Origin of the sequence: Marinobacter sp., from assembly GCF_033722195.1 — a bacterium.
Taxonomy (GTDB): Bacteria; Pseudomonadota; Gammaproteobacteria; order Pseudomonadales; family Oleiphilaceae; genus Marinobacter.
The window spans coordinates 29453-44847 of sequence record NZ_JAWVZL010000022.1; the positions used below are offsets into that span (position 1 = coordinate 29453).

General features: G+C 65.6%; 16 protein-coding genes and 1 pseudogene. 5 read left to right on the top strand and 12 right to left on the bottom strand.

Annotated elements, in window-relative coordinates:
• Positions 1-25 precede the first annotated feature (25 nt).
• Together R3280_RS06430 and R3280_RS06435 are read right to left on the bottom strand one after the other, a co-directional pair.
• Positions 26-412: a DUF2267 domain-containing protein gene (locus tag R3280_RS06430; RefSeq protein ID WP_318997761.1), complete on the bottom strand. Its 387-nt coding sequence runs from the start codon at positions 410-412 to the stop codon at positions 26-28.
• A 44-nt stretch (positions 413-456) separates the two neighbouring features.
• Entirely contained in the window at positions 457-1095 is a 639-nt protein-coding gene (locus R3280_RS06435) for an HPF/RaiA family ribosome-associated protein (protein WP_318997762.1), read from the bottom strand.
• 273 nt (positions 1096-1368) lie between these two features.
• Here R3280_RS06435 and R3280_RS06440 point away from each other — a divergent pair, with 273 nt between their 5' ends.
• Positions 1369-2325, top strand: a complete 957-nt coding sequence (locus tag R3280_RS06440; RefSeq protein WP_318997763.1) for a tetratricopeptide repeat protein — start codon at positions 1369-1371, stop codon at positions 2323-2325.
• Here R3280_RS06440 and R3280_RS06445 read toward each other — a convergent pair.
• The 5 genes from R3280_RS06445 to R3280_RS06465 form a co-directional block, all read right to left on the bottom strand.
• Complete coding sequence (locus tag R3280_RS06445; protein WP_318997764.1) at positions 2319-2900, bottom strand: tRNA-uridine aminocarboxypropyltransferase; 582 nt, start codon at positions 2898-2900, stop codon at positions 2319-2321. The genes R3280_RS06440 and R3280_RS06445 overlap by 7 nt on opposite strands.
• A 75-nt stretch (positions 2901-2975) precedes the next feature.
• Positions 2976-3776 (bottom strand): Fpg/Nei family DNA glycosylase, encoded by an 801-nt coding sequence (locus R3280_RS06450; protein WP_318997765.1) that lies wholly within the window; start codon positions 3774-3776, stop codon positions 2976-2978.
• Between the two features lie 37 nt (positions 3777-3813).
• On the bottom strand, positions 3814-4188 hold the full coding sequence (locus R3280_RS06455) for an NfeD family protein (protein ID WP_318997766.1): 375 nt from the start codon (positions 4186-4188) through the stop codon (positions 3814-3816).
• A gap of 82 nt (positions 4189-4270) precedes the next feature.
• The gene (locus R3280_RS06460; protein WP_318997767.1) at positions 4271-5284 is read right to left on the bottom strand and encodes a class I fructose-bisphosphate aldolase; all 1014 of its coding nucleotides are present in this window, start codon (positions 5282-5284) and stop codon (positions 4271-4273) included.
• A 78-nt stretch (positions 5285-5362) separates the two neighbouring features.
• Complete coding sequence (locus tag R3280_RS06465) at positions 5363-6478, bottom strand: glutathione S-transferase family protein (protein WP_318997768.1); 1116 nt, start codon at positions 6476-6478, stop codon at positions 5363-5365.
• Positions 6479-6661: 183 nt separating this feature from the next.
• Between R3280_RS06465 and R3280_RS06470 the strand changes: the two genes are divergently transcribed.
• Entirely contained in the window at positions 6662-9556 is a 2895-nt protein-coding gene (locus R3280_RS06470) for an FAD-binding and (Fe-S)-binding domain-containing protein (RefSeq protein WP_318997769.1), read from the top strand.
• Positions 9557-9581: 25 nt separating this feature from the next.
• Here R3280_RS06470 and R3280_RS06475 read toward each other — a convergent pair whose 3' ends face one another.
• Genes R3280_RS06475 through R3280_RS06490 form a run of 4 tightly spaced genes read right to left on the bottom strand, consistent with a single transcriptional unit; the run spans position 9582 to position 11854 of the window.
• Positions 9582-10133, bottom strand: a complete 552-nt coding sequence (locus tag R3280_RS06475; RefSeq protein ID WP_318997770.1) for a VIT1/CCC1 transporter family protein — start codon at positions 10131-10133, stop codon at positions 9582-9584.
• Positions 10134-10183: 50 nt separating this feature from the next.
• On the bottom strand, positions 10184-10663 hold the full coding sequence (locus R3280_RS06480) for a DUF6644 family protein (RefSeq protein WP_318997771.1): 480 nt from the start codon (positions 10661-10663) through the stop codon (positions 10184-10186).
• 15 nt (positions 10664-10678) lie between these two features.
• Positions 10679-11053 (bottom strand): DUF6152 family protein, encoded by a 375-nt coding sequence (locus R3280_RS06485; RefSeq protein ID WP_318997772.1) that lies wholly within the window; start codon positions 11051-11053, stop codon positions 10679-10681.
• Positions 11054-11107: 54 nt separating this feature from the next.
• Complete coding sequence (locus R3280_RS06490) at positions 11108-11854, bottom strand: hypothetical protein (protein WP_318997773.1); 747 nt, start codon at positions 11852-11854, stop codon at positions 11108-11110.
• Between the two features lie 313 nt (positions 11855-12167).
• Between R3280_RS06490 and R3280_RS06495 the strand changes: the two genes are divergently transcribed.
• On the top strand, positions 12168-13118 hold the full coding sequence (locus R3280_RS06495) for a ribose-phosphate diphosphokinase (protein WP_318997774.1): 951 nt from the start codon (positions 12168-12170) through the stop codon (positions 13116-13118).
• A gap of 3 nt (positions 13119-13121) precedes the next feature.
• Here the strand turns inward: R3280_RS06495 and R3280_RS06500 are convergent, their stop codons facing one another.
• Positions 13122-14135 (bottom strand): hypothetical protein, encoded by a 1014-nt coding sequence (locus tag R3280_RS06500; protein WP_318997775.1) that lies wholly within the window; start codon positions 14133-14135, stop codon positions 13122-13124.
• A gap of 194 nt (positions 14136-14329) precedes the next feature.
• Between R3280_RS06500 and R3280_RS06505 the strand changes: the two genes are divergently transcribed.
• Positions 14330-15082: a TVP38/TMEM64 family protein gene (locus R3280_RS06505; RefSeq protein WP_318997776.1), complete on the top strand. Its 753-nt coding sequence runs from the start codon at positions 14330-14332 to the stop codon at positions 15080-15082.
• Positions 15083-15087: 5 nt separating this feature from the next.
• Positions 15088-15395: pseudogene (locus tag R3280_RS06510) on the top strand (hypothetical protein); the annotation flags it as partial.

The following is a 15395-nucleotide window of genomic DNA, read 5'->3' on the forward strand; positions in this document are numbered from 1 at the left end:
GACCCATCCAAGGCCGGGCCCGGGTTCAGGCCCATTCCCGGCGGAACAGCAGCTCGTAGTCCGAAGGCAGCTGGCCACGGATGTCGGACATCTCGCCCGTTGATACCGCTTCGTTCACTACGCCGATCACCACCTGGGCATGATGGGTCGCCTGGCTTTCCGGCACGCCCTCACGCTGACTGACACGGGCGATGAAATCCTTCACGTCGAAACGCTCGCCCTGACCGGCCTTGTCGGTTTTCAGGTGCTCGCCAATTTCGCCGGGCAACTGTGCCGCCAGATGCTCCGGCTCATTGCCGGTCAGGCGCTCGGACAGGGTATTCAGGGTGGCCCGGGTCGCCAGCATGGCGGCATCCAGGGAATCCAGTTTGGCACGGTCCTGGACATGACCAAGAAATTCGTCAAATTTCATAGCAAAACCTCCTTTCGTTGGCTTTCGGTTGGCAGGCCTCTGAATCAGGTGTTATCCGCGGACGGATTGGCCTGCCATTCCTCCGGCGGCTCGCTTTCCTCAGCACCGGTGTGGGGCCGTGCCCCCGGCTTGTTGATGATCTGAACGGTACTGGCCTGGGGGCCGTCGTCTCCCATCTCAGCCTCGAATCGCACTTCGGTGCCGGGCGTCAGCCGGTCGAAATCGTCATGGAGCACCGCGTTGCGGTGAAAATAGTATTCGGTGCCATCCGTGGGGGATTTGATAAAACCATAATCCTGATCCGGGAACATCCGCACCACCAGGGCACTGGGCTGCTCGTCGTGAACCTTGACGGCGCCGTTACGACGGGCGGTCTCCTTCTTGATCTGCTTTTCCATGGCCTCGAAGGCCTTGCGGATGACCGGCCGCAGCTGGACATGAGGGTCTGATACCGTGCCCTGCTTATCCGCCACCAGGTCTTTCTTGGGCGGCAGAGTCACCTCGACCCGGGCCCGATAAGGGTTACCGGTGTTGTGATGATGCTGGGCCCGTTCTACCACGACCCGGCATGACATCAGGTTGTCGCACATGCGGTCGAGTTTGGCCGCACGCTCACGAACATAATCCTCAATCCACTGGGAGTGGGTTACACCGTCGAATTTCAGTTCCAGAGGGATTTGCATGGTTGCCCCCATAGGTTGTCGTGCATTCGCGTTGGGTTTCAGAAGCGACATTCTGAATGCCCTATTACACACTGTGCGAGCGGCAGGAAAGAATTCAACCGTGCCGCACAGGATCAGGGCGCTCCCCACCAAAGTGCGAGAGAATCACCACCAAGGGCCCGCAGACGCGCGCCCCCGTCTCTGCTAGCGTCAGACTGACAGATCACCTGCATTGGGCTCACCGCCATGGCACATGTCTCAGATCGTTTCCGAATCACTGGCTTCGCGCTCCTCTTGGGCCTGACCGCTCCGGTTCAGGCGGATGATCAGCAGACCGAAGTGGCGCGCGAGATGATCCAGGTGCTGGACGCCTATACCGTCTACAAGATGGGTCAGTTTGAACTGGCCTTCGAACGCTACCTGAAGCTTGCCAGGGCTGGCAGCCGCCAGGGCATGCTCAACGTTGGCAATATGTACGCCCAGGGTCTGGGCGTTCCCCAGAGCCACGAGAACGCCCTTTACTGGTACCGCAAGTCCGCCGAGGCCGGCGATGCCATCAGCATGGCGGAGGTGGCCAGGGCCTACGAGGAAGGTCTGGGGGTGGCGCCGGATCCGGAGCTGGCCATGAGCTGGTACCGTCGCTCAGCCGAGAAAGACAATCCGGACGCCCAGTGGGTCGTGGGAAGGGCCATGTATCAGCAGGGGCAGCACCAGGAAGGCCTGGCCTGGATCCGCAAGGCCGCCCAGCAGGGTGGTCAGCCATCGGCCCAGCAGTTTCTGGCGGGTCTCAGCACCACCGCGGCCGGTGACAGCGCCCTGACCGCCGAGCGGCGGGATGCGGTGCTGGCCACCCTGGCGCGCATGGACCTGGCCATCCAGCGCGGCCAGCCGGAGGAAATGCTGGCGTTGCTGGCGCCGGATGCGGACATACGGGTCAGGCTGCCGGATGCCAACGCCTGGCAGACGCTCAACCGCGCGGAGCTGGTCGCGCTCTGGCAGGCCACTTTCGATCGCGCGCAGGACTACCGCTATCAGCGCCTGGCCCCGGAACTGAGCCGCGGCGGTGAACTCGTTCGGGCCGATTCACTGATCCGGGAATGGTTCGGCACCGGCCCGGACGCCCCGCAGCTGGAGATCCTGGAGGTCGCGGAGTTGGAGGTGATCGATGGCAAAGCGCTGATCCAACGGCTCCAGCTGGATATCCGGCGCGTTGACGGCAGCGCTGCAGAGCGCGACCCGGGCACTCAGTAACGGTCACGCACCCCGGCCGGCAGCTGCGCTAACTGCCGGCTCACCAGCCCGGCCATGGCCTCGCTCAGTGGCCGCACATCCAGTTCCGGACGCACGACTGTCAACAGGTAGGTAAGCGCCTCCGCGGTCGCCAGACTATCGCTGCGGGGGGCCTTGCGGATTCGGTAGGCGGAAGCCGGGGCATGCTGGAAGTGAAACGCCGGCAGACTCTGCAGCCAGGGATTGCTCAGGAACATCCGCCGGGCCTTGCGCCAGGTACCGTCCAGCACCACCCATTCCTTGATGTCCCCAGTGGCGGCGGTTTCCAGCGGCTGGCTGCCGGCATGGGGAAACACCAGGCCGATGGCGCCCGAGGCCCGGCTGGCCAGGGGTTCAAAGCAGTCTCCGGCCTCCCCCACCAGCACCCGCAATGACGGCAGGCAGGCCCGGGCCAGCCGCAGGGTGCCCTTGCTGCGACCGACTTCCGTGGGATGCTGCAGCGCCCACAGCGGCGGCGCTCCCTCCACCGGATGGCAGAGGTCGCAGACACAGAGTCGTTGGTGAACACCGCATTGGCGGCAGAGGCCGGCACGCACAGACAGATCCCCGGACAGAAAGCTCGCATGAGGCTGGTATTTTCAGGCTCCGGCGCCGCCGGTACAAGGCCGGCGTCAGGGTTCAGGCTGGCACCGCGGGCAGATGTAGGCCGACCGGCCGGCGGCCTTCACATTGCGGATATCGCCGCCACAGCGGGGGCAGCGCTCCCCCTCCCGTCGCCGGGGCAGCAGAAACCCGTCGGGCATCCGGTCCTGGTCCGCGCCAGCGTCGATGTCCGCCTCCAGCACCTCCACCATGAGCCGGTAGAGCCGCCGCCGCTCTGACTCGCCCAGGGAGCGCACCTGCCGGGCCGGATGCCAGCCGGCCTGGAACAGGATCTCATCGCTGGTCTCGTTGCCCAGCCCGCTGAGCTGCTTCTGGTTCATCAGGAAGGATTTAAGGCCGCCGCGGCCCCGTTCCAGCCGCTGGACGAAATCGTCCTCGCCGATGGCCAGCGCATCCGGGCCCAGTTGCTGGTCCCGGGCAAAGGCCTCGGGGTCGTCCACCAGCCGGATGCGCCCGAGCTTGCGGCGTGAGTTGAAGGCCATCAGGTAGTCGTTGTCGAAGAACAGGCGGACCGCATCGAAGCGGGCGTCCGGCGTGTCATCCAGGGTTTCAGCGCGCTGGTAGCGGGGGTAGCTGGTCATGCCGAAATGCAGCGCCAGCCAGCGTCCGCTGTCCAGCTCCAGAAACAGCTGCTTGCCCCAGCGCCGGCTGGCCTCGATGCGCTGGCCACAGAGGGCCCGGGAGAGCTGGTTGACCGACAGGTCCGCCAGTATTTTCGGTGCCGGCGCGGTTACCCGGCGGACGGTTTTGTGGAGTGAGGTGGCATCGATGTAACGCTTGAAGACTTCGACATCGGGCAGTTCGGGCATGCTCGACCCTCCTTGCAATTTGTCGTTGTGCGCCCGTTCACTCGGGCTTTACCAGAAGTACGCGGCCCTGGTGGGACACCACCCGGACCCGCCGGCCCACAGCCAGGGTGTCGCCGTCCACCGACCGCGCCTGCCAGTGCTCGCCCCTGAGCCGTACAAGGCCACGGCGATCAACCGGGGTCAGACAGGTCGCGGTTTCGCCCACCAGCGCCGCCATTCCCTGCGGGGGTGCGCCCTCCAGGGCACGCCGATAGAAGGGATACAGCAGGGCGTCCTTCAGCAGCCAGCCGGCCATCACTACCAGGGTCCAGGTCAGGTCGACCCAGCCCTCACGATGCAGGAAGATCAGCAGCAACGCCACCAGCACGGCGGCGGGGATCTGCAGCAGGATGTATTTGACGGCAGTGGACATGGCGACACTCAAGATCACTGTGGGCTCTATCGTCTGCCGCCAGAGGTCCCGGATGCCAAGTCAAGGCCGATCAGAGCCGAGCTCACTCCTGGTCCGGCGTGTATTGCCCGGTCCGTGCCAGGCTGTTCAGGCGCGCCCGTTTCAGGAACGCCTGCTGGGCCTGCTCGCGCTGGCTGTTATCGCCGCTCCAGGCTTTCATGGCAGGCTCCTGCAGGGCCCGGCCGAAGGACATGCTCAGGTGCCAGGGCGCCTTGTCCTGATGCTGGTTGAGGGCGTTCAGGTTGGCGGTGGCCTCTTCCGGAGTCTGGCCACCGGACAGGAAGTTGATGCTGGGCACCGCCGCCGGCACGGTCCGGCGCAGGGTTCGCAGGGTCATCATGGCGACATCGTCCGGCGAGGCTTTGGTCTGCTCCCTGCCCGGTGTCACCATGCTGGGCTTGAGGATCATGTGTTCGAGCCGGACCCGGTGCTGGTAGAGGGCGTGGAAGACCGCCTGCAGGACCTGCTCGTTGACCTCGGCGGCCCGGTCGATGCTGTGATTGCCGTCGATCAGCACCTCCGGCTCGACGATGGGCACTATGCCGTTGGCCTGGCATACCGCCGCATAGCGGGCCAGCATCTCGGCATTGGCGGTGAGTCCCAGCGCGGTGGGGTTGTGGTCAGTGATGGGATAGACCTCGCGCCACTTGGCGAAGCGGGCGCCCTGCTTGTGGTAGCGCACCAGCCGCTCTGCCAGGCCATCCAGGCCGTAGGTGATCATGTCGCCGGGAGCGCCGGGCAGATCGCCTTTGCCCTTGTCCACCTTGATACCGGGAATGATGCCCTGGGAGGCCGCCAGTTCGGGCAGTGGCTTGCCCCGGCTGTCCTGCTGGCTGAGGGTTTCCTCGTAGAAGATCACGCCACAGATGTACTTGCCCACGTCCGGCGTGGACAACAGCATGGAGCGATACCAGCGCCGGTTCTCCTCGGTGGATTCAACCCCCACCGCCTTCAGGCGCTTGGCGATGGTGCTGGTACTCTCGTCCGCCGCCAGGATACCCCGTTCGGCATCGAGCATGTCGTCCATGGTTTTCTGCAATTCGGCATAAACCGACATCGGTTCCCCTCCCTAAGTGTCCCGTACTAAACGACAACTCATGGTTGCCGATTTACCCGGCCGGGGCAAGGGTCCGGGTCAGGGATTGGCGGCGCCGGGCACCAGCCGGTTGGCGACCCGCTCGACCCGGCGGGGAATGCGCATTTGCATGGCGTCCTGGCCGCCACAGCGGGACAGCAACTGGTCGACGGCTGCGCGCTGGTCGTCCGGCAGGCCCTGGTAGACGTCCAGTGCCCGCTGCAGCATCCACTGGGGGTAGGGCATGAGTTCGCGGCTACCCTGTACGCTCCCGATGCGGAAACTGTGCCGGCCCAGGCGGCGGGGCAGACGCTCACCGGGGTGCTCGTCCACCCAGCGTGCCACCGCTGCCACCGTCTCCCGCAAGACCGGAAACTGCTCGCTGAACTGGCGCTGCAGCAGCGGCAGCAGGGTCTCCGGCACCTCGTCCTCCGGCAGCCAGTCCCCCACCTCGGGCCGGTTCTGGAACATGCGCTCGACCCAGGCCACCACATGGGGGGCGCGCTGGCGCATGATGGCGCCGGGGGCCGGGTCCCGGTACAGGTGGGCGTAGAGCGGTGCGATCAGGCCGAAATCGGCAATGCTGGCGCGGTCGCCAAATACGTAGCGATGACGGGCAAAGTGGGCATCGAGATGGTCCAGGGTCTCCAGGTACCAGTCCTCGATGGCCGGCGCTGTGGTGTCATCGATGCCCAGGATCGGCAGCATGCCGGCGAATAGGGAGGCCTTGGAGCGGGCCACCTTGCGGCGCAGGAAAGCCGGTGCCCAAGGCAGCACCACGCGACCGAATTCCGCCATGATGAAGTCCTCGTTCTGCTCGGGGAAACTCCAGCGGTAATGCATGGCCTGGATCAGCAACCACTCATCCCCGTAGAGCTCCAGCAGTTTCGCCACCACCGCCTGGCGCGGCCCCGGCGGAAACACCGTGCGCTCGGGGAAACGCGCTTCCAGAACATCGATGATCTCGGTGGTGTCCTGGACAAACTCCCCCTCGGGTGTGGCTAGCACCGGGATGAACCGCACACCGGTACGAGGCACGATGATTTTCCGGTAGACCCCTACGGTGGAAAGCACTTCGCGGTAGGGAATGCCTTTGTAGCGGAGGTAGGCCCGCGCCTTGCCGGTGTACAGGGAAAACTCGGTCCCATAAAGGGTGAAGGTATCGGCGCGTGCCATCCTGGTCTCCTGGTGAGGTGGTTATAGACGGATCCCGGGTGGAAAGACCCGGGCTGAATAGATAGGCAGCGAACAAAAATAGCGCACTCTGCGCCCCCGGGAAAGTCCCGGCCCGGTTGGTTTTCGAAGGCGTCACCGTGTTATAAAAAATCAACGTCGCATTCAAACCCCAGGAGTCGTTACATGCCCCGGGCCAGGAATATCGACAGCGGTGTCCCTCCAGAGACCGCCGAGCTGCTTGCCACACTCCGGCGGCGGCTGTCCGGGGAGGTGCGCTTCGACCCCGGCGGACGGGCACTCTACACCACGGATGCCTCCAACTACCGTCAGGTGCCGATCGGGGTGGTCACGCCCCGGGACACCGCCGACCTGGAAACCGCCCTGACCATCGCCCGCGACACCGACACTCCGGTGCTGATGCGTGGCGGCGGCACCAGCCTGGCGGGCCAGACCTGCAATATTGCCCTGGTGCTGGACACCAGCCGCCACCTCAATCGCATCCTCAGTCTGGATCCGGAGCGCCGGCGCGCCTGGGTGGAACCCGGCGTGATCTGCGACCAGCTTCGCAATGCCGCCGAAGAGCATGGCCTTACCTTCGGTCCCGACCCGTCCACCCACACCCACTGCACCCTGGGCGGCATGGTGGGCAACAACTCCTGCGGTGCCCATTCGGTGATGGCGGGCAAGACCGTGGACAACATCGAGTCGCTGGAGATCCTCACCTACGACGGCCTGCGCATGACGGTGGGGCCCACCAGCGAGCAGGAACTGCAACGCCTGATCCGCGCCGGCGGCCGCCGCGGCGAGATCTACGCTCGCCTGTGCGACCTGCGTGACCGCTACGCCGACCGGATTCGCCGGGAGTTCCCGGATATCCGGCGCCGGGTCTCCGGCTACAACCTGGACGCCCTGCTGCCGGAGAACGGCTTCAATGTGGCCGCCGCCCTGATCGGCAGTGAGGGCACCTGCGCGGTCACCCTGGCCGCCGAAGCCAGGCTGATACCCAGCCCGCCCCACCGGGTGCTGGTGGTGCTGGGCTACGAGGACATCTGCCAGGCCGGCGACCGCTCTCCGCCGGTGCTGGCCACCGGCGCCCTGGCCCTGGAAGGCCTGGATGAGCAGATTGTCGGTGACATGCGCAAAAAAGGCATGGGCCTGAAGGCCCTGGAGGGTCTGCCCGATGGCAACGGCTGGCTACTGGCGGAGTTCGGTGGCGACAGCCTTGAGGAAGCCACCCACCAGGCCCGCAGGGCCATGGACCAGGAGCGGGATCACTGCGTCGACAGCCGCCTCTACACCGATCCCGCCGAGGCCAATCTGGTGTGGTCGGTGCGCAAGAGCGGTGCCGCGGCCACCAATGCCCTGCCCGGGGAACCGGAAACCTACCCGGGCTGGGAGGATGCCGCCGTCGATCCCGAGCAGGTGGGGGACTATTTGCGGGATTACCGCCAACTGCTGGAGCGCTATGGTTACCGCTCCTCCCTGTACGGCCATTTCGGCGACGGCTGCATCCACGGCCGGGTCACCTTTGACCTGGCCAGCACCGAGGGCGTGGCCCAATGGCGCCGCTTCACCGAGGAAGCCGCCGATCTGGTGGTGTCCTACGGCGGCTCACTGTCGGGTGAGCACGGCGACGGCCAGGCCCGGGCCGAACTCTGGCCGCGGATGTTCAGCGAGGACATGCTGAAGGCCTTCGATGAGTTCAAGGCCATCTGGGACCCACGTCACCGCCTCAACCCCCACAAGCTGGTGGACCCGTACCGGCTGGACGAGAACCTGCGTACCGGCCCGGATTACGACCCCATCGAGCCGGAGCCGCTGCACTTCAGCTTCCATAAGGACCAGGGCAGTTTCGCCATGGCCGCCAACCGCTGCGTCGGTGTGGGCAAATGCCGCAGCCAGGCCGGCGGCATCATGTGCCCCAGCTACCGGGGCACACTGGATGAGCAGCATTCCACAAGGGGACGGGCGCGGCTGCTGTTCGAGATGCTGCAGGGGGAACCGGTCGCCGACGGCTGGGCCAGCGAGTCGGTGCACCAGGCCCTGGACATGTGCCTGGCCTGCAAGGCCTGCAAGCACGAGTGCCCGGTACAGGTGGACATGGCCACCTACAAGGCGGAATTCATGGCCCACTATTACGAGCATCATCGCCGGCCCCGGCAGGCCTGGACCTTTGGCCGCATCCATGAATGGTCACGGCTGGCGGGCCAGGCTCCGAGGCTGTTCAACGGCCTCACCGCCCTGCCCGGCATCAACCGGCTGGTCAAGAAGATCACCGGCATGGCGCCGGAGCGCAGCCTGCCCCGCTTCTCCACCCGGCCTTACACCCGCAGCTATCAGAGCCCGCAGGCGAGGGATGGCCAGCGCCCGGCGGTGGTGCTCTGGCCCGATACCTTCAACAACTTCCTTCACGCCCAGACCCCATCGGCGGCCCAGTCGGTGCTGGAGCAGCTCGGATTCGACGTGCGCCTGCCCGGCAGTCCGGTCTGCTGTGGCCGCCCGCTGTACGATTACGGCTGGCTGGGGCCGGCCCGCAAACGCCTCGAGCACACCCTGGCGACCCTGCAGCCGGCGATGGACGAGGGCCTGCCGGTGGTGGGCCTGGAACCCTCCTGCCTCAGCGTGTTCCGGGACGAACTCCTGAACCTGCTGCCGGACGACGACCGCGCCCGCTGGCTGGCGGACAACACCTGGCTGCTGCCCGACTTCCTTGCCAATCAGCAGGGCCTGGCGCTGCCTCGTCTGGAGGGCGAGGTCCTGCTCCACGGCCACTGCCACCAGGCCGCCGGTGCGGGCCTGGACGGCAGCCGGGAGTTGCTGGAGGCCATGGGGCTGCGGGTGACCACGCCGGACAGCGGCTGCTGCGGTATGGCTGGCGGCTTCGGTTTCGAGGCGGACAAGTACGCCGTGTCCCAGCGTATTGGTGAGTCAGTGCTGTTGCCGGCGGTGCGTGAGGCGGGCGTCAACACCTGGATCGTATCGGACGGTTTCAGCTGCCGGGAGCAGATCCAGCGGGGTACGGGCCGCCGGGCACTGCACACCGCCGAATTGCTGGAACTGGCCCTGGCCCGGACCTGAGAGGGCAGCTGTCGAGCGGGTCGGGTCAGACCGCCGGCATGCCAATGCCGCCGGTGACCCAGGCGCCAAAGGCGCCGACGCCATAGGCCACCGAGGCCGCCAGCAGCCCGACCAGCAGCATCTCCAGGCCGGCCACCCACCATTTGAGGTCTGAGGCGGCGGCCCGACCCGCACCGACGAAAAACAGGGTCACCAGTGTCAGCAGGGCCGCCACCGGAAAGCGATGATCCGGCGCCAGCGGCATCAGGTAAGCGAGCAGCGGCACCACGCCGGGAAAGATGAACCCCACGAAGGTGGCGACGCCATGGCGGGCAGCCTCCCGCTTGCCGGTACGGGCGGTCTCGCTGGTGGGCGTGCGTTCCGCCAGATAGTCGCTGGTGGCCATGGAGAAGCCGTCCGCCAGCAACGAGGCGAACCCCAGGATCAGGACCACCTCGGCGGACAGGGCGGCGCCGGTCACTCCTGCCACGATGGCAAAGGTGGTGATCAGGCCGTCATTGGCGCCGTAGACCAGATCGGAGAGATATTTGCGGGCCAGCCGGCCGACACCATTACCCGCCCTGTTGTTGATGCTCATGAAACATCCCTGCGTTTGAATCGACGGCCCGGCCCGTTCTCGCCGGGGCTTCAGAAATAGCCCACCAGCCGCCCCAGCACCAGTGCCGAGACCCAGGCCAGCAGGGACACCAGGCCCCCGACCCGCAAATGCCAGGGCAGAACAGAGCCGGCGGCACCGGCAGCCGGGTCGCTGGCCAGCGCCCGGCGCAGAAACACGGCGTTGGTCAGCCCCACCAGCACAACCGCCATCTTGGCCACGAACAGGCTCGACTGGACGTATTCGGTGGCGCGGCCAATGAACAGCAGCAGGCCGCACACCAGGGCAAGGGCCAGGCCCACCGCTGCGGTGGTGCCCAATACCCGCAGCAGGGGTTGCAGCGGCAGCGAGCGCCACAACCCCAAGAGCCGCAGATCCAGGGGCAGGATGCCACCGACCAGCAGGGCAATGCCCAGGATGTGGCCGGCGTTGACCAGCGGATACGCCAGCGTGGAACCACGTAACGCGCTGGCAACGGCGGTACCCTCCAGCGCCAACAGCCAGTCGGTCACGTTGGGTGCCGGTGGCTAGAGTCTGTCCGGGTAGAGGTCGTAGTTCCTGCCATCGATGATCACCCGCTCGGCCTTCATGATGCGTTCGCCGGACTGCTCCGAGCGATGCCCGGTGGCGGTGATGGTGCGGCCCTCACTGAGCAGCTCGGCGGTAAGACCGGCGCGTTCGTTGCGCCAGGGCTGGCCCACCTCCACCACCCATTGTTCGCCGTTGGCGTCCAGCGTCACCTCGCCGTGGGGGTTCCCGAGACTGACGCCGGTGACGGTGCCGGTGAGTTCAAACTCATCCTCATCGAGCCAGGCCCAGCCATGGTGGGCCTGGAGGACACCGGAGCCGAGGCACAACAGGATCCAGAGTGGCAGAAAACGCAGTTGCAGGACATTCATCATCTTGGTTCTCCCCATGGCCTGACGGCCGCCAGCGGCCCAAGCCAGACCAGCGGTTCATTGGATTCGCTGGCGCCTGCCCTCGGTGACCAGGTGCACCGAAGGGCCGATGGTACAAGCTTCGAACAGCTCGCCGGAGAAATCCAGTGTGGTGACTTTCTTGCGGGAATCGGTCAGCACGTAGGTGGGCTTGTCGCGGGCAGCCAGGGTATCGACGATGGCGGCGCTGCCCCGTTTGTTGACGAAGGTCTCATCCGTGTACTGGTCGGCTCCCAGAAGGGCGGCATCCAGATCACCGACACGCTCGGCCACCTGATCGTCGTCGATCAGCTCCACCGTGATACCCCGATCCTTGAGCTCGCGATACTGGCGCTCCCCTTCGCCGCCGGGTTCGGAGCGGGTCTGCAGCACTCGCAGGTCTTTCAGTTGGCGGGCCAGTTCACTGATCACCGCCACCAGGGTGCCGCTGTGGCTGTGGGTCAGCAGTGTCTTGCCCTCCAGCTTCTGCGCCTTCAGCAGCCGTTCGGCGATGTCCACCTCGACTCCCTCCCAGTGGGCCACGTAAGCCGCCAGGCGGTCGAAGAAGTCGGCGTCGATGTAGGGTTCCAGGGTATCCAGGAAATGGTGGACGACGACCATGGAAGAGTCGACCCGCCGCAGTTCGCGGAACGCCCAGTGCAGGCGCTCGCGGTTACCGTCGCTCTGGGCCAGGGATTCAAAGGCACTGCAGATGCGTTCCACCAGTACCGACGAGCCGTGCTCACGGTCATCGACAATGGCCTCTATGCGGTTTTCAAAGCTCATGGCGCCTCCGTTGTTCACTGAGGGCTGTCGTGACTGGGAGACCCGTGGCCGGGTCTCCCAGTCATTGTGCCTCAGTCGGCGGAGGCTTGCGACTGAGCGGAGTGCGAGCCCTTCGAGGGCCGTACAGTCCACGGACAGCCTCGAGGCCACCGGCACCTAAATCCGGCTTCGGATCAGGAAAGCGTGATCAAGGTTATCAGGAGGCGTTTCATATCCTATCCTTTTGGTTGAACGACAGAACAAGGCTACCCCCTGCGGTGTCAGTTGCTGTCGGCGCTGTGCAAAGTTTCTGTAAAGCAATCAAGGAGAACCTATGGACAGCAAACCGGTATTGTTCGCTCTGGAGGGCAGCCAGACGTTCGGCGAGGCGGTGGCGGAACAGCTGGACATCAGCCTGGCGGAACACGAACACCGGGATTTCGGCGATGGCGAACACAAGGCCAGGCCGCTGGAGCGTGTTCGCGGTCGTGATGTCTATGTGCTGCACACCCTGTTCGGCGACGACAACGCCTCGGTCAACGACAAGCTGCTGACGCTGCTGTTTTTCATCGCCACGGTGCGGGACGCCGGCGCCGCCCGGGTCACCGCCCTGCTGCCCTACCTGGCCTACGCCCGCAAGGATCGCCGCACCAAGGACTACGATCCGGTCACCACCCGCTACGTGGGCCAGCTTTTCGAAGCCATGGGGGTGGACTGCGTGGTGGCGCTGGAGGTGCACAACCGGGCCGCCTTCGACAACGCCTTCCGCTGCCGCACCCTGCACCTGGAAGCCCACGGCCTGTTCGTGGACGAAATCCGCGACGACATCGGCGACCGGCCGGTGGTGATCGTGTCGCCGGACGCCGGCGGCACCAAGCGCGCGGACCGGTTCCGGGATGTCTGGGTCGAACGCACCGGCGACCAGCCCCCAACCGCCTTCCTGGAAAAGCGCCGCAGCGAGGGTGAGGTCAGCGGGGAAGCGGTGGTCGGTGACATGGAGGACCGGGTGGCCATCATCGTGGACGACCTGGTGGCCGGCGGCACCACCCTGCTGCGGGCGGTGGATGCCTGCCGCAGGAAGGGCGCCTCCGAAGTCTACGGCGTCATCACCCATGGCCTGTTCGGCGAAGGTTCCGAGAAACTCTACGACAACGAGACCATGACCCGGTTGCTGGTCACCGACAGTGTGCGGCCAAGGATGGAGCCCGGAGACACCGGCAAGGTCACCCTGGTCTCCGTCGCCGGCCTCTTCGCCGATGCGGTCAGACGCCTGCGGGGTGAGTAGACGTCAGTCTTCCTTCATGGCCGCCAGGCCACGACGCAGGTAATCACGGGCAATCTCGGCCCAGGGCTTGCGGGTGTCGTTGCGCTCCAGGTGACGGGCCGACAGTAGCGCCCAGAGCAGCCCCCGATAGCCCTGGTACAGCCCCGGCAGCCACTGCGGCGGCTGGTCACCGGACAGCTCACAGTAGGTTCGCAGGAAGCGCTCTCCCACCCAGCCGTGGCTCAGGCGCTGACACTCGAGCTGGAAAAACACCAGCTCCTCCACCGGGTCCAGCAGTCGCAGTTCGCTGTTGAACTCCAGCCGGTCGATAAATACCGGATCCTCGCCGAGGTAGACATGCTGGGGCCGCAAATCACCGTGCACATCGACCCGGTGGCGCCGGGCCAGCGCGTCGCCATGGTCCCGCAGTGCGCGTTGCAGGCGGTCGTGGAGACGATCCAGATCGTCCCCCGGCGACAGGGGCAAATCCCGCAGCTCGTCCCGGCGCTCCCGGCACAGGGACCGGTAATGCTCCGGGTCGACGCCGCCGGCCACCGGCCGATCACGGTAGAAGCGGGCCAGCCTGGTGGCGGCAGCGTCCACTTCCGCCCGGTCAGGCCCGCCGTCCTCGAGCTGCGCTTCCAGATTGGCTGAATCCGGCAGCCGGCGCATTTTCACCAGGTAATCCACCGGCTCGCCGCTGCCCCCCAGCTCGAAGCCGCCGCTCCCGCCCTGTGCCAGCACCACCACGCCCTGGTACACCGAGGGCGCCAGCTCGGAGTTGATGACCACCTCGGTTTCGCAGTTGCGAAGCCTTGCCTGGAGGCTGCTGAAGTCCAGGAAATCGTAGCGCAGCGACTTTTTCAGCTTGTAGACGTAGTCATCGGTAAGGAATACCCGAGACAGGTGGGTGTCCTTGACGGTGACCTTGCCGGTGGGTTCAGGGTAATTATCAGGCTCCTCAAGGAAGTCGGTAATGGCATCCAGAGGCTGGTTGCTGTTCGGGCTCGAATCCTTGCCGGCGTTGCTGCGGGCCATTGAAGCTCCAGGGTTGGGCGGGGTTGCGTGTTACCGACAGGGTAACCTCCCGCCACACCCAAGGCTACACGGCGGGTCCCGCCGAAAAAGGCGGCGCCTTGTATTGGCAGGCATCGGTGCCTTAGGCTGAAAACAGATGGCAAGTCGCCAGCAGGCAATGTTCGCACCAGTTACAGGGGGAGACCCGGTCAGCCATGAAACAGGCGGAACTAGAACGGCGGGCAGGCTGGAAGAAGAGTCCGGCACTGGGCATCCTGGCCAGTATCCTGTTCGTTGGCCTGATCCTCGCGGTGCTCTATGCCTTCGGCATCCACGAGCGGGTGGTGGACCTGCTGCGCTGGTTTGATGCCCAGGGTGCCTGGGCGCCACTGCTGTTCATCCTGATCATGGCCCTGGTCATGCTGCTGCTGTTGCCCGGTGTGCTTTTCACCACCGGCGCCGGCTTCGTGTTCGGCGTTCTGGAAGGCACCCTGTACGTGGTAAGCGGCACGGTTCTGGGCGCCGCCCTGGCCTTCCTCATCGCCCGCCACCTGTTCGGGGAACGAGCCCAGGCGTTCGTCATGGACCGGGCCCGGCTGCGCCTGATGAGCGATGAGCTCACGCCCCACGGCTGGAAGATCGTGCTGCTGACCCGGCTGATTCCCTTCTTTCCCAGCAAGATCTCGAACTATTTCTTCGGCCTGACCAACTTCTCATTTCCCGGCTTCGTGCTGGGCAGCGCCATCGGCTACATCCCCTTCTCCCTGCACAACGTCTACCTTGGTTCGCTGGCGGCGGACCTGACCGTGCTGGGGGTGCGGGAGACCGGACGCACACCGCTGGAATGGGCGATCTACGGCGCCGGCTTCGTCGGCACCGTGGTGGCGGTGATCTTTCTCAATCGGCTGGCGCGACGGGCGCTGGCGAAATACACCGGATCGGAAAACATTGTGGAGGCACCCGAGTGAGCTGGATGAAGTGGTTGCCCTGGCGGTTCATCGTAAAGCGGGTTGCGCGGCAACACGGCTTTCTGGACCCCATTTCCCTGCTGGCCAAGCTGCACGGCTTCGCCCAGCCCTCGGAGGTGGGTGAGCCCATCGAACTGCTGCGGGCCGGCGTGGTCTTCCATGCACGGGGCCTCATCAACAGCCGGGTGATCCAGCACAACCTGGACTGGGTCTGGCCCTACTGGGTCGAGCGCCAGTTCGACCCCAAGGATCCGGCATTCATTCCCCGGGCCTTCTCCATTACCCACATCAACCTGAGCAACCGCAACTGGAC